General features: G+C 50.5%; 12 protein-coding genes. All 12 read right to left on the reverse strand.

The window, feature by feature from the left end:
• Window positions 1–173: 173 nt before the first annotated feature.
• Window positions 174–1157: an ABC transporter permease gene (locus tag H9Q78_RS06875; RefSeq protein ID WP_147596143.1), complete on the reverse strand. Its 984-nt coding sequence runs from the start codon at window positions 1155–1157 to the stop codon at window positions 174–176.
• A gap of 12 nt (window positions 1158–1169) precedes the next feature.
• Entirely contained in the window at window positions 1170–2681 is a 1512-nt protein-coding gene (locus tag H9Q78_RS06880) for a sugar ABC transporter ATP-binding protein (protein WP_249304551.1), read from the reverse strand.
• Window positions 2682–2730: 49 nt separating this feature from the next.
• Entirely contained in the window at window positions 2731–4236 is a 1506-nt protein-coding gene (gene xylB / locus H9Q78_RS06885; RefSeq protein WP_249304553.1) for a xylulokinase, read from the reverse strand.
• Between the two features lie 26 nt (window positions 4237–4262).
• A complete protein-coding gene (locus tag H9Q78_RS06890) occupies window positions 4263–5579 on the reverse strand; it encodes an ADP-dependent glucokinase/phosphofructokinase (RefSeq protein WP_249304554.1) in 1317 nt (438 codons plus the stop codon).
• A 54-nt stretch (window positions 5580–5633) separates the two neighbouring features.
• The gene (locus H9Q78_RS06895) at window positions 5634–6464 is read right to left on the reverse strand and encodes a MurR/RpiR family transcriptional regulator (RefSeq protein WP_249304555.1); all 831 of its coding nucleotides are present in this window, start codon (window positions 6462–6464) and stop codon (window positions 5634–5636) included.
• Window positions 6465–6912: 448 nt separating this feature from the next.
• Window positions 6913–8127 (reverse strand): LL-diaminopimelate aminotransferase, encoded by a 1215-nt coding sequence (locus H9Q78_RS06900; protein WP_249304557.1) that lies wholly within the window; start codon window positions 8125–8127, stop codon window positions 6913–6915.
• Between the two features lie 26 nt (window positions 8128–8153).
• A complete protein-coding gene (gene dapF / locus H9Q78_RS06905) occupies window positions 8154–8966 on the reverse strand; it encodes a diaminopimelate epimerase (RefSeq protein WP_283245066.1) in 813 nt (270 codons plus the stop codon).
• A 22-nt stretch (window positions 8967–8988) separates the two neighbouring features.
• The gene (locus H9Q78_RS06910) at window positions 8989–9537 is read right to left on the reverse strand and encodes an ANTAR domain-containing response regulator (RefSeq protein WP_249304558.1); all 549 of its coding nucleotides are present in this window, start codon (window positions 9535–9537) and stop codon (window positions 8989–8991) included.
• A 38-nt stretch (window positions 9538–9575) separates the two neighbouring features.
• Window positions 9576–10916 carry a glutamine synthetase family protein gene (locus H9Q78_RS06915; RefSeq protein ID WP_249304560.1) on the reverse strand — a complete coding sequence of 447 codons (1341 nt, stop codon included), beginning with the start codon at window positions 10914–10916 and terminating at the stop codon, window positions 9576–9578.
• Between the two features lie 99 nt (window positions 10917–11015).
• Entirely contained in the window at window positions 11016–12074 is a 1059-nt protein-coding gene (gene hisC / locus H9Q78_RS06920) for a histidinol-phosphate transaminase (RefSeq protein ID WP_249304563.1), read from the reverse strand.
• A 1-nt stretch (window position 12075) separates the two neighbouring features.
• Window positions 12076–12558: a VanZ family protein gene (locus tag H9Q78_RS06925; RefSeq protein WP_249304565.1), complete on the reverse strand. Its 483-nt coding sequence runs from the start codon at window positions 12556–12558 to the stop codon at window positions 12076–12078.
• Window positions 12548–13897: a phosphoglucosamine mutase gene (glmM, locus tag H9Q78_RS06930; RefSeq protein ID WP_249304567.1), complete on the reverse strand. Its 1350-nt coding sequence runs from the start codon at window positions 13895–13897 to the stop codon at window positions 12548–12550. Before glmM ends, H9Q78_RS06925 begins: the two co-directional genes overlap by 11 nt.
• Window positions 13898–13908: the final 11 nt, after the last annotated feature.

A 13908-nucleotide genomic window follows, 5' to 3' on the forward strand; every position in this document is an offset into this window, starting at 1 on the left:
TATTATCGAGAATTTTTTCCAAAACCAGCACAATTACCAATTATTTCGCCATGCTTGTGCGCAATCCGTCAATTTCGTGTTGTTTTATTTCATGGAATCCTATAATTCCGCCGCGGCAGAAGAAATATCTCCGCCGCGGCAAAATCTTCATTTTTCTGCTGCTAAAATGATTCTTATTTACGGTTTCTTCCGTTGATGGCCATATCCAGCATAACCGTGCCGATGATGATGGCGCCTCGGATGATGGACTGCCAGTTCGCATTGATACCGATCAGGTTGATGCCGTTATAGATAAAGCCTACGATAAAGATACCCATGAGCACACCGGGCATCGTGGCGATACCGCCCGCGAAAGAGGTGCCGCCGATTACGCTGGCGGCAACGGCATCCGTCTCATAGCCAACACCCAGGTTGGACTGGCCGGACCCTGTCTTTGCCGCCATGATCACAGCTGCGATACCAGCCAGGAAACCACTGATGGTATAGCAGATGACCTTAATCCGGAACTCACTGACACCAGAAGCAACAGCCGCATTGGCATTGCCGCCGACAGCCAGGATATAACGGCCGAGCTTCGTCCAATGGAACATGATGTACATGATGACAAAGACTACAAACAGGGCAACGATGGGATAAGGAATCACTCCGAAAAGCTTGCCGTAGTAAAGATTCTTCACACCGGCGCCGAAGGTGATCGCCTTACCGCCGCTGATGACCTGAGCAGCGCCTCGGATGATCAGCTGCATGGACAAGGTAACAACGAAGGGGAACATATTGAATCTGGCGATCAGGAAACCGTTGATAAATCCAAACAACGTGGACACTGCAACACCGATCAGAATACCGACAGCGATCGGCAGCCCGTTATTGGTGATCATCTGTCCCATGATAACGCCCACGACTGCCAGCTGCGCGCCTACAGTCAGGTCGATACCGCCGGTGGTGATGGCAAGGCACATACCGAATGCCAGCATACCGTTAATGGAAATCTGTGTGATAATGTTTACGATATTAGTACCGCTTAAGAATACGGGCCGGTAAATCGCGATCGCGATGATCATGATGACCATGATGACACTGATGCCGTATTTACCCATGAACTGACGGAACGTTTCCCGCTCCATTCCTAAAATCTTCTTTTCGCTTTTTGCAGCCATTTTTCTCTCCTCCTATTTTCCACCAAACTCTTTTGCCAGGATGACTTCCTGAGTTGCCACACCACTCTGAATCTCCTCACGGCTAACTTCACCATTCAGCTTACCTTCATGGTAAATCAGCACCCTGTCACTCATGCCCATGACTTCCGGAAGCTCGGAGGAAATCATGATAATCGCCATTCCCTTCGCCGCGAACTCACACATTAATGTATGAATTTCCGATTTCGCGCCTACGTCCACGCCTCGGGTAGGTTCATCCAGGATAAGGACCTTCGGATTCGCCATGACCCATTTTGCGATTACGACCTTCTGCTGATTGCCGCCGGAAAGGGAAAACGCGTTATGTTCAATGCTGGCCGCCTTGACCGTCAGTTTTTTTGCGACCTCGGCACATTCTTTTTTCTCCCGCCTCTGGTTGATAAGAATGCCGCTCTGTTTTTCAGGAAGATTCGGAAGAGAGATGTTCTCTCTGATGGAACGGAACAGACAGAGACCATAGTTCTTTCTGTCTTCATTCACCATACAGATTCCCTTTTTTATCGCAGATCTGGGACTTTTGATGGCAATCTCTTCTCCGTTCAAATATATTTTACCGCTTTTCAGCTTATCCAGGCCAAAAATCGCCCTCATAGTCTCACTTCGTCCGGAACCTACCAGCCCGGTCAGACCCAGGATCTCTCCCTTATGGACTTCAAAGCTGATGTTCTCAAAACCATCGCCGGTCAGACCCTCTACTTTAAATACCGTTTCACCGATCTCGCAGTCAACCTTCGGGAATACGTTCTTCACTTCCCGGCCGACCATCATGGAAATCAGCTCATCCTTTGTTACGCCGTCCATGGAACGGGCCCCTACATACGTACCGTCTCGGAACACGGCCACGCTGTCGCAGATCTCAAAAATCTCGTCCATACGGTGCGAGATATAAATGATCGCCACACCTTTTTTCTTCAGATCACGGATTACCCGGAACAGATGGTTGGTCTCCTCACTGTCCAGAGAGGAGGTAGGCTCATCCATGATGATCATACGCGCGTCACAGGAAACGGCCTTGATGATCTCTATCATCTGCATCTGAGCCAATGTAAGTTTCCCCATCACAGTCGTCGCAGGATAAGGGAAATCAAACTGGTCCAGAATTTCCTGAGCTCTCTTATTCTGAAGCTTCTTATTCAGGAAAATGCCCCCGTGTACGTCTTCCCTGTTAAGGAAGATACTCTCCGCAATGGTCAGATGCGGTTCGGGATTCAGCTCCTGGTGAATCATGGAAATACCTGCACGCATGGCGTCTACAGGGCCTTTCGCCGTATAAGGCCTGCCCTCGAAGGTCATGGTCCCTGCATCGGGCTGATGGAGGCCGATCACGGCTTTCATCAGGGTGGATTTTCCAGCGCCGTTTTCACCCAGCAGTGCAAGAACCTCGCCTTTCTTGACATGAAGCTGGACGTCCGCCAACGCCTGAGTACCGCCGAATGCTTTATAAATGCCTTCACATTCAAAGATGTACCCTTCTTTGTTATTCATGTTTTCTCCCAACTTTTCTCACCTCTATGCTTTCTTTTTTGGCACGACATCACTGTCTCCGCCCCATCAATGTTACTCGCTGCAAAACATCCCTGCCGGCCTCATAAGTATCCTTATAAAGCTGATAATACTCTTCGTAAGCCTCATGAGCCGCAGCATTGGGAACTACAAGCATATCCTTGTATTTCACCACTGCTCTGCATCCTTCCTCAATATCGCGGTAGACGCCTGCCCCGACTCCGGCCGCAATGGCGGAGCCAAGTCCTGCCTGCTCTTCCGTATCGGCCACCTTCAGGGGGATGTTGAAAATGTCTGCCTGAATCTGCAGCCATGGACCGCTTCTGGCGCCTCCGCCGGAGGCCACCATATTATCAGCCTTCAGCCCCAGATTGCCGCAGACCTCAATACACTGATAAAGTGCAAAGGCCACGCCTTCCATAACCGCCCGGGTCATTTCCGGACGCCCCGTATTCAGGTTCACGCCCAAGAACATCCCGCTCAGGTTGGGATTTACGTGAGGGGTTCTCTCTCCATTGAGGTATGGAAGGAAAATAACGCCTCCGCTTCCCGGTCTCACTTTTGCAACTTGTTCATTTATCTGGTTGAAATCAGCCGTCTCAAAGAGGCTGTTAAACCACTTAAGGGATAATCCTGCGTTCATGATGGCTCCCATCGTGAACCATCTGCCTTTTTTATATCCGCAGAATGTATTGGTACTGAGCGCCGGATTCATGATCGGCACATCGCTCTGAAAAGAAACTTGTCCGCTGGTCCCGATGTTGGATGTCGCGGAGCCCGCCTGGGTGATCCCGTTTCCGATCCCCTGCATCACCTGGTCGCCGCCTCCGGCCACCACTACCGTTGATGTTGAAAGCCCCGTTTCTCTGGAAGCCGCTTCACAGACAGTTCCCGCAGCCTCATCGGTCCCGTAGCATCTGGGGAAGAAGTCCATCGGTACGTCCACCGCGCTCAGGATCTCTTCCGACCAGCAGTTTCTCTTTATGTCAAATGCCAGAGTGGCAGAAGCATCGGAATAGTCCGAGGAAACCTCTCCTGTCATCCTGAACTTAAGATAATCCTTAGGCAAAAACACATGCCGGACTTTTTCATAATTCTCCGGTTCATTATCCCGCACCCACATCAAAGACGGAAGCAGGAATCCCGTATACACCGGATTCATGATGAGCTCCCGAACCCTATCCATGCCGAGAGCAGCCTTGATCTCTTCCACCTGTACGGCAGAACGGGCGTCACAGTGAAGAATCGCAGGACGAATCACCTGATAGTCCTTATCCAGGAGCACTGCTCCGTGCATCTGGCCGGAGAAGCTCACTCCTTTCACCGAAGAGGCCGGCGCACCACACGCTGCCAGTGCCTCTTTTACCGTTTCGCAGCAGGCCTTCCACCATTCCCTCGGGTCATGTTCCGCATACCCGCCGCAGGGAGAAGCAAATTGATACGGTCTGGCGCTCACTGCCTTTACATTTCCAGCTTCATCGATGATAATCGTTTTCAGGCTGGATGTCCCCAGATCAATTCCCATTAAATATGCCATGGCTTTTCCTCACTTTATCTTTTTTATTATTCAAAGCAAGTATGCACCCCTGCCACAAAAGTATCTCCCAGGCCAATGGTGTATTTCGGATGCTCCAGATATCTGGACGGTACGAGTACCGCCTGCTTTGCAGGCTTCAGTTCCCTCAACCTCTCGTGGAAAGCAAGGCCTGTGGGACTGAGTCCAAGTGCCAGGCTCTCACGGCATTCATCCTGACTGCCATATTTACCGATCCGCGCTCTGGTGCCTGACATCAGATTTCCAATGGTCAGCCCTTTTTCAATATCGATTCCGGCAAGTTCTTCTCCATAATACAGAGAATAGTCCTTTGTGTGAAGCACCATGCCCCTTATACCGTAGCGTGTAAGGAGAGCCTCGATTCCATCGATCACCGATTCTATATCCGTGATATCTGTCTCTATTCCATATTTCTCATTCTGTGCGACCAGCTCTTCTTCATTGCTCCCAAAGATATTCGCATACGGAGCCAGACGCCTGAAGATCATCTCCTTTACCTCAGGGTTCATGTAAAACGCCCCCTCGAAGTAAAAGATGAAATCCGGATTCTTCTCCCTCATAATCTCAAAGTGCCTGCAGAGCTGATCCAGCCGCTCTTCCATGATCCCCTTATCGATCACCGCATCAAAGCCGGCAGCCAGATAAGATGAAATGTCATCCGCATGGGCATTCCAATAGTCAAAAAAGCACTGATCGATCGGCACCGTTTTATGTATCTTATCATAGAACAGAATCAGGCGGTTCGACAGAGGCACCGCATATTCCTTTCCATGAACGACGATCTTGTCATCCTTCGAGAACTGAAGGATCATATGATACACAGGCGGTTCGTCGGATGCGCCTTCCATGATGGGCACCAGGTTTTCGCCCTTCACGACCCTCATATCAGAAGCGTCCATCATCTTACAAACCTCTTTGCATTTATCTGTGAGCTGCGCAACCATGGGAAATCCCATCGCCGCCAGAGCCGCGGCCCCCTGTGCGCAGGTTCCTCCCAGAGCCGGTTCCGATTCAAAATGGCTCTGCAGGTATTCGCAGATCTCCACACTCGTTATATCGAAATTCGCCCCGATCCCTTTCATCAGACAATAGCTGCTGATCCTGGCAAAATCCTCCATAGTATCCATCGTGTCGCCTGCTTTGGCGCTGGGTTCATCTTTCAGATATTCTTTCAGAATCTGATTGTAAACAGCCACATCCCATTTAAGGACCACATCATAATTGCTGGTATACCCGAACACATGACGCTTTCCATCTGCCCTGCACTTCTCGATATCGGCCGGGATCTGGTTCAGATACTCCTCGTATTTATCCTGATATGCCATTTTTTCCACCTTTTTATATAAATTTAAAATATGATAACTTTCTTTTTCTGCCCGTCAAAGCTTATATTCCGCGAGCAGCATCTCCAGCCTGTCCACATCCCTCGGCCCTCTTTCCGCGTTGGCCACAAAATACAAAAGGGCATCAATGACCGCCATGGCGTATACGTGGGAAATCGCTCCGAACTCGCTGAACAAAGGATCTTCCACGGGTATATTGAGCGTATAATCCGCAATCTGGGAAACCGGACTCCTGGCGGATCCCGTTATCGCGATGCTCTTCATCCCCTTATCCCGTCCCAGCTCCAAAGCTTGTATTACTTGTCTGGAGCTCCCGGAATGGGAGATCGCCACTATGACGTCTTTTTTGCTTCCCAGGCTGATATTGCTCAAAAAATATTCCGGCACCAATGCGCTGCTGGTACGAATCCCCAGACGGCCAAGCCGGAATCCCAGGTCAATAGCGACCGGACTCGTATTTCCGACCGCAACCGCATGCACCATCTCGCTCTCCCGAATCATTTTTGCACAGCCAAGTATCACATTCATATCGAGCTTAGAAGCCGTATTCAGAAGATTCCGGGCAATTCCCTGCAGAATGGCTTTCGCCGTGTCAGGGTTATCCTGATCGCCGCAGTAGCCCACCAGCTGATGCTGTCCCAGATCCCTGGCCAGATTCAGTTTCATCTGGTAGAACCCCTGGTATCCCAGATGCTTGCACATACGGATGACCGTAGCGTCGCTGACTCCGCTCAATTCCGCCAGTTCAGAGACATTGGCAGAAACTGTCCGCTCCGGATTCTGAAGGATAAAATCGGCCACCTTTTTTTCTGCGGAGAACATCTGCTGGTAGTTTTCTTTAATTGTATCAATTACCAAATCATTCATCCCCATCTCATTTCCCCCAAAGCCATGCCGATAATCTGTTCGTCCTATTGAACAATTTCATTAACTTTATGATACTGATTATAGGATAATTGCACAGCTTTGTCAATCGGATATACATGTAAAATAACCCTCCCGTGAAATTTTTTTTAATAATTTTCCGGATTTCCTTTGGATTTCGTGCTTTATTACCAAATATTGTCGACATTTTTATGGAAATTCACCACCGCCCTGAAAAAAACTTTCACACTTTTAAATTATTTTAGCTTATAATAACAGCAAATTCCTTTGTACACTTTAAACATTTAACCGAGTAAAGCGCATGTAAAAAACTGTCGAATTCTTACAGAACTAATATAAAAGGCTATACTTAACTTCTCCTCCAGAATCAGAGGAGACCGTCAAGTACAGCCTCATGATGCAGAACGGATCCGGAACACCGGCGGCCCCTTTACAGAGCTTTTATCCGTTCAATGGCTTTCGCCGTGTTCTCATAAGTGCCAAACGCAGTCAGCCGGAAGTATCCTTCTCCGCTGGGTCCAAAGCCGGATCCTGGCGTCCCCACCACGTTTGCTCTCTCCAGCAGGAAATCAAAAAACTCCCAGGATGTCATCTTCTCTGGAGTCTTAAGCCAGATATAAGGAGCGTTCACACCTCCTGATACCGTATAGCCGGCGGATTTAAGCCCTTCGTAGATGACCTTCGCGTTGTTCATGTAATAAGCCACCTGCGCTTTCAGCTGCTTCTTTCCTTCCGCTGAATACACGGCCTCCCCCGCTCTTTGTACGATATAAGGAGCGCCATTATATTTAGTCCCATGCCGTCTGGCCCACAGGGCATGAAGGGAAACATCCCCGCATTTAAGCTCTTTCGGAATCACGGTATACCCGAGGCGGACACCTGTAAAGCCGGCGTTTTTAGAAAAGCTTTTCAGCTCAATGGCACAGGTCCTGGCGCCTTCACATTCATATATCGAATGAGGCACGTCGTCTTCTGCGATATAGGCCTCATATGCCGCATCGTAAATGATCACAGCGCCGGATTGATTGGCATAGTCCACCCATTCCTGAAGCCGGTCCTTCGTGATCGTGGAACCGGTAGGGTTATTGGGAAAGCAAAGGTAGATGATGTCCGGTGTCTCAGCGGGCAGATCGGGAGAAAAGCCGTTCTCCATCGTACAGGGCATGTAGATCACATCGCTCCACATTCCAGTGTCCGGATTATAGGTCCCTGTCCGTCCTGCCATGACATTGGTATCCACATAAACAGGATATACCGGATCGCAGACCGCAATCTTATTGTCCACGCTGAAAATTTCCTGGATATTCCCGGAATCACATTTTGCGCCGTCGCTGACGAATATCTCATCTGCCGCGATCTCACATCCTCTGGCTTTATAATCGCATTCCGAAATCGCATTCCGCAGGAATTCATATCCGAGATCCGGAGCATATCCGCGAAAGCTCTCCTGAACCCCCATCTCATCCACAGCTTTATGCATAGCCTGAATGATGGCAGGCGCGATCGGCTGCGTGACATCGCCGATCCCCAGCCGGATGATCTCTCTGTCCGGATTGGCCTCCGAATACTCTCTGACCTTCTTTCCAATGGTGGAGAACAGATAGCTCCCCGGCAGCTTCAGATAATTTTCATTGATCTTGTACATAATTCACATCCTCCGTTTATTCTGTCCTAGTTTTTCAAAAAGTCTTTAAGTGAGATCTCGCCGCGGAACACCTCCGCCGCGGGGCCTGTCATGACCATCGGCCCTCCCGGGTTCGCCCAGGTGATATCCAGGCGGCCTCCCGTCAGGTGCATCACGACCTTCCGCTTCACAAGCCCCATGGATATGGCGGCCGCACAGGCCGCACAGGCCCCTGTACCGCATGCCATGGTCTCGCCGGTGCCTCGTTCCCAAACCCTCAGCCTGATATTCTGGGCGTCCAGCACCTGGGCAAATTCCACATTTGTCCGGTCAGGAAACCTCTCATGTCGTTCCAGGAGCGGTCCCAGATCCATAAGGTCCAGGCTTTCCACGTCTGTATAGAAAAGGACCGCATGGGGATTTCCCATGTTCACCGGAGTGAAAGAAAAACTCCTGCCTCCGGCTTCCAGCACCTCTCGTTTCTCCACCACAGGAATTCCCATCTCCACATCCACCAGATTTATTTTTCCATTTCTGGTCCTGCAAAAAAGCCTCCGTATCCCGCTGTCAGTCTCAATGTTCATACGGGGGGACTGCACCCGTCCGCTCTCGTACACATATTTTGCCACGCACCGGATTCCATTGCCGCACATCGCGCCTCTGGAACCGTCCGCATTGTACATCACCATCCGGCAGTCGGCCTTTTCCGACGGCTGAATCAAGATCAGCCCGTCGGCCCCGATGCCAAAGTGCCTGTCGCTGACCGCTTTCGCCACCAGAGCAGGCGCCTCAATGCTTTCCTCATAACAGTTTACATATACATAGTCATTGCCAAGACCGTGCATCTTCGTAAACCGCAATCCATACCACCTTTCCAGCCCATCACTGTTTCATAATGCTTAGGATCATCTGAGCGGTTTCCGCCATATTGGTGCCGCTGTCCATGCTGCATTTTTGTATGTAGCGATGCGCTTCCGTTTCTGTCATATTATTGCGCTCCATCAGGACCTCTTTTGCTTTCAGGATAGCCTCTTTGTCTTCTGCGCTTCTCTGCCTCGGGCGCTCTTTCAGTTTTCTGCGCCTTCTTACCAGTGCTTCCTCCATCATGGCCAGGGTGTCAATGAGATCATGAAGGCGGAGCGGCATGCTGACACACACCAGATTGTCGGCTGTGCATTCTCCCCAGTACTGCTGGGACGCCACCAATAGCATCTGAAAACCATCCGGGAGATAATCGTGAAGCTCTGCATATCTCATGTCCGCAAACCGGTATCCGCATACCACTACCCCGTCATCCAGGCTGTCCGCATAGTTCAGGACCTGAGCGCCCGTGGTACAGACAGCCGTGACGTTGAAACCATTCCGGGTCAGGATATTCCGGACGTTCTTCGCATCCTCCGCCTTGGGAAAGACCACTATAATATTAGCCACGCTGTCACCTCCAAGTCAACTTATGGGTCTGATCTGATCTAATAACGGTTCAGGTACTCCTTGATCTCCCATTCAGTCACTTGTCTGCGATATGTGTTCCATTCCTGTCTCTTGGCACGGATATACTGTCCTGCGACTGCCTCTCCTATCACTTCTACAATAAACTTGTCATCCTCCAGCGCGTTTATCGCATCGCACATGTTTTTAGGAAGCCGTTCGATGTCCAGATTCCTTCGCTCTTCATCCGTCCAGGCGGATACGTTGGTATCCACGCTTGGAGCAAGCTCCAGCTTCTCCTCGATTCCCTGAAGCCCTGCCGCCAGACAGGCGGCAAACGCCAGATACGGATTGGCGGTCGGGTCAGGGGAGCGCAGCTCCAGCTTCGCATGTGTTCCGATGACCGACGGCACACGGAGAAGGGCAAAGGTGGTCTCAGCGGACCAGGTGGCGTATACCGGCGCCTCAAATCCGGGGGTAAGACGTTTATAAGAGTTGACAAGAGGATTGGTAAGCGCCGTAATGGCGCCGATGTGTCTCAGGATGCCTGCCATGAAACAGCGTGCGGTCCCACTGATTTTATATGCATCGTCCTCATCATAAAATACATCATTTCCTTTTTCATCCCAGAGGGACATGTTGATATGCATCCCCGACCCGTCCACATCTGATTTCGGCTTCGGCATGAAGGTGGCATGAAGACCGTGCCGCTTTGCTATGGACTTTACCGTCATCTTAAAGGTGAGCAGATTGTCCGCCGTATTCAGGACATCGCTGTATTTAAAGTCCACCTCATGCTGGCCGGGCGCTTTCTCATGATGGGAAGATTTCACTTCAAATCCCATCTCCTCCAGATTTAGTACAATATCGCGCCGCACATTTTCGGCAAAATCCACCGGGCCGACGTCGAAATATCCGGCGTGCTCATGAGTGACGGTAGTCGGCATCCCTCCGTCGTCAATGTGGAACAAAAAGAATTCACACTCCGGCTCCACCTTAAAGACATACCCCATCTTCCTCGCCTTTTCCACGACCCGCTTAAGGACCATACGGGTATCCGCCGCATATGGGGTACCGTCGGCATTGTAGACATTGCAGATCAGGCGGGCTACCTTCCCCTGCTGAGGACGCCAGGGAAAAATCTCAAATGTGTTCAGATCCGGTGAAAGGAACAGATCTGTTTTTGACAGCTCTCCATATCCGTTTATTGATACGCCGTCAAAGCTGCATTCATTGTTCAGGGCCTTCTCCAGCTGGCTGGCTGTGATCGCCATATTTTTCAGTACGCCGAAGATATCCGGGAACTGAAGGCGGACAAACTCCACATCCTCTTCCTCTGCCATGCGGAGGATATCCTCTTTGCTATATCTGTTTTCACTCATATGACACCGCTCCTTTTTTATACTAAAAACGGGCGTACTCCTTCATATAGAAGAAACGCCCTTGTTCTCCTTAAATGATAACAGGGCATTTCCTATTTGTCAACGCTGCAGATATCTTTCAAGGAAATCAAAAAGTATGTCCATCTGTTCATCCGTACCGATGGTGATCCGCAGATACTGGTCGATCCTCGGCGCGTCAAAATACCTTACATAGATGTCTTCCTTTTTCAATGCCTCAAATAACTTCCTCGCATCGGCGCCAGGATGTCTGGCAAATATAAAGTTTGCGCTCGGCTCGGGATAGACGAACCCCAGGCGGGACAGGCGTTCCTTTGACCGTTCTCTCGTGGCCTTAATCTTACCGATGACCTCCTGAAAATAATCCTCCGCTTTAACGGCTTCCGTCCCCAGGCAGAGGGAGGTCTGGTTCATCGTATAAGAGTTAAAGGAATACTTTACGTCGTTCAGCGCCTTTATCAGCGTCTTGTTCCCCATCGCATAGCCAATCCGCATGCCGGCCATGGAACGGGATTTGGAAAAGGTCTGGACGACCAGAAGGTTCTCATATTTGGAGAGCAGCCCGAGAGCAGATTCTCCGCCAAAATCTATATACGCCTCATCCACGATCACAACCACATCCTGGTTGTGGGCAATGATGTCCTCCACGTCGCCGATTTCCATGGCAAGGGACGTAGGAGCATTGGGATTCGGGAAGATCACTCCGCCGTTCTCCTTATAATAATCTTCCTTCCGGATCCGGAATTCTTCATCCAAGGCCGGCCTCTCATATGGAATTCTGTACAGATCTGCCCACACACTGTAAAAAGAATAGGAAATGTCGGGAAACAGGATCGGTTTCTCAGAATTAAAAAAAGTAAGAAACGCCATTGCCAGAACGTCATCGGAACCGACTCCCACAAATACCTGGTCGGAATCCAGACCGTACCTCTCCGCCAGGGCATCCGCCAAGACAGCCGCCGATGGGTCTGGATAAAGCCGAAGCTCCCCCGTTTCGAAGCTCCTCGCCGCCCTCCGCACTGCCGGAGCCGGGTCATAAGGGTTCTCATTGGTGTTCAGCTTGATCATCCGCTCTTTTTTCGGCTGTTCACCGGGCACATATGGTACTACTTTTCTGATATTTGCTTCCCAGGGTCTCATGTTATCCTCTTCCTTTTTTCGTTAGATCCTTCCAGTCAATCTGCTCCTGTGTCTTTCTCCGCCGCTTCTCTTTCATCCAGACAGCCCAGAAAAACAAAGCTGCTCCCAGGGCCGCCCCCGCTCCGTCTATCAGCACGTCGCGGACTGCCGGCGTCCGGCCTCCGGAGAACATCTGATGAAATTCATCGGTCGCTGCATACAGAATAGAAAAAAGCCATGCTGCTACTCCCTGCTTTCGCCTCCCCATGGATGGAAATGTGGAAAAGAGCCCGGACAAAAGAACGGCCAGGACTGCATATTCCGCCATATGGGCCCCTTTTCGTATCAGCCATTCCGGCAGATGAAGAGCCGACGACACGGTAATGCTGATCGACCCGGAGGCTTCTCCGTCCTGAACGGAAAACGTAAAAATAACCAGCATCCAAAGTATCGACAGCGCCAGAAAGATCCAGCGCCTGCCGGATGAGCTTCTCCTATGCTTCATGTCCCTTTGCCTTTATGACTTCGAGTACATCCGAAACATATTTTTCGCACAGTTCATCTGTCTTCGCTTCCACCATGACACGAATTAACGGCTCTGTCCCACTCTCCCGGACCAATATCCTACCGTCATTTCCAAGAGCGTCCGCCACTTTTTCCACCGCTTTCTTCACATCGGCATCTTCCCTTGCTTCCGGCTTACTCTTCACCCGGATATTTTTAAGGAGCTGAGGATAGATGTCCACCGGTGAGGTCAGCTTTCCGAGCTTCTCCTTTTTTTCCAGCATCACTTCCATTAACTTCAGAGAGGTCAGAATGCCGTCTCCCGTAGAAGCATACTTGCTGAAAATGATATGTCCGGACTGTTCGCCGCCCAGACGGTGCCCGTTGCTCACCATATTTTCGTATACGAACCGGTCGCCCACATTCGTCTTCTCATAACGGATACCCGCAATATCCAGCGCTTTATAAAGGCCAATGTTGGACATGACCGTCGTCACCACCGTATTCGTATCCAGCATTCCCCTCTCCTTCATATACAGGCCGCAGATATAAAGGATCAGGTCTCCGTCCACTACGCGTCCGTTTTCATCCACCGCGATACACCGGTCGGCATCTCCGTCATAGGCAAATCCCACATCCAGCTGGTTCTCCACCACATACTCCTGCAGGACCTCAATATGAGTGGAACCGCAGTTCAGGTTAATGTTCGTGCCGTCCGGCTCATTGTTTATCACATACGTCTTGGCGCCCAGCGCGTCAAAAACGTTCTTGGCTATGGAAAATGCGCTGCCGTTGGAACAGTCCAGGCCCACCTTCATGCCTTTATAGGAGCGTGTGGCAAGAGAGATCAAATATCCGACATACCGGTTTCTTCCTTGAGAATAGTCCTCAGCCCTTCCGATTTCCTCCCGGACAGCAAACGGGATCTCGCCTGTCTCCCCGTCTATATATGCCTCGATCTTATCGCTCACTTCTTCTTCCAGTTTTTCTCCTCTGCCGTTTAAGACCTTGATCCCGTTGTCATAAAAAGGATTGTGACTGGCGGAGATCATGATGCCGCAGTCGAAGTCCTCGGTCCGCACCACATAAGACACGCTGGGAGTGGTAGTCACATGAAGCAGATAAGCGTCTGCCCCTGAGGCAGTCAGGCCCGCCACGAGAGAATATTCAAACATATAGCTGCTTCTCCTGGTATCCTTGCCGATCACCACCCGGCATTTTCTGCCGTTTTCCTGACTGTAATACCAGCCAAGAAACCGTCCTACCTTATATGCGTGTTCCACCGTCAGTACTTTATTGGCCTCTCCGCGGAAGCCATCCGTGCCAAAATACTTACCCATATCATTCTCCT

This window comes from Qiania dongpingensis, assembly GCF_014337195.1.
Lineage (GTDB): Bacteria > Bacillota > Clostridia > Lachnospirales > Lachnospiraceae > Lientehia > Lientehia dongpingensis.

What these genes read in the sequence shown, in the direction of transcription:
- H9Q78_RS06875 (WP_147596143.1), bottom strand. Translation starts at nt 1,157, where the DNA reads ATGGCTGCAAAAAGCGAAAAGAAGATTTTAGGAATGGAGCGGGAAACG.
- H9Q78_RS06880 (WP_249304551.1), bottom strand. Translation starts at nt 2,681, where the DNA reads ATGAATAACAAAGAAGGGTACATCTTTGAATGTGAAGGCATTTATAAA.
- xylB (WP_249304553.1), bottom strand. Translation starts at nt 4,236, where the DNA reads ATGGCATATTTAATGGGAATTGATCTGGGGACATCCAGCCTGAAAACG.
- H9Q78_RS06890 (WP_249304554.1), bottom strand. Translation starts at nt 5,579, where the DNA reads ATGGCATATCAGGATAAATACGAGGAGTATCTGAACCAGATCCCGGCC.
- H9Q78_RS06895 (WP_249304555.1), bottom strand. Translation starts at nt 6,464, where the DNA reads ATGAATGATTTGGTAATTGATACAATTAAAGAAAACTACCAGCAGATG.
- H9Q78_RS06900 (WP_249304557.1), bottom strand. Translation starts at nt 8,127, where the DNA reads ATGTACAAGATCAATGAAAATTATCTGAAGCTGCCGGGGAGCTATCTG.
- H9Q78_RS06915 (WP_249304560.1), bottom strand. Translation starts at nt 10,916, where the DNA reads ATGAGTGAAAACAGATATAGCAAAGAGGATATCCTCCGCATGGCAGAG.
- hisC (WP_249304563.1), bottom strand. Translation starts at nt 12,074, where the DNA reads ATGAGACCCTGGGAAGCAAATATCAGAAAAGTAGTACCATATGTGCCC.
- H9Q78_RS06925 (WP_249304565.1), bottom strand. Translation starts at nt 12,558, where the DNA reads ATGAAGCATAGGAGAAGCTCATCCGGCAGGCGCTGGATCTTTCTGGCG.
- glmM (WP_249304567.1), bottom strand. Translation starts at nt 13,897, where the DNA reads ATGGGTAAGTATTTTGGCACGGATGGCTTCCGCGGAGAGGCCAATAAA.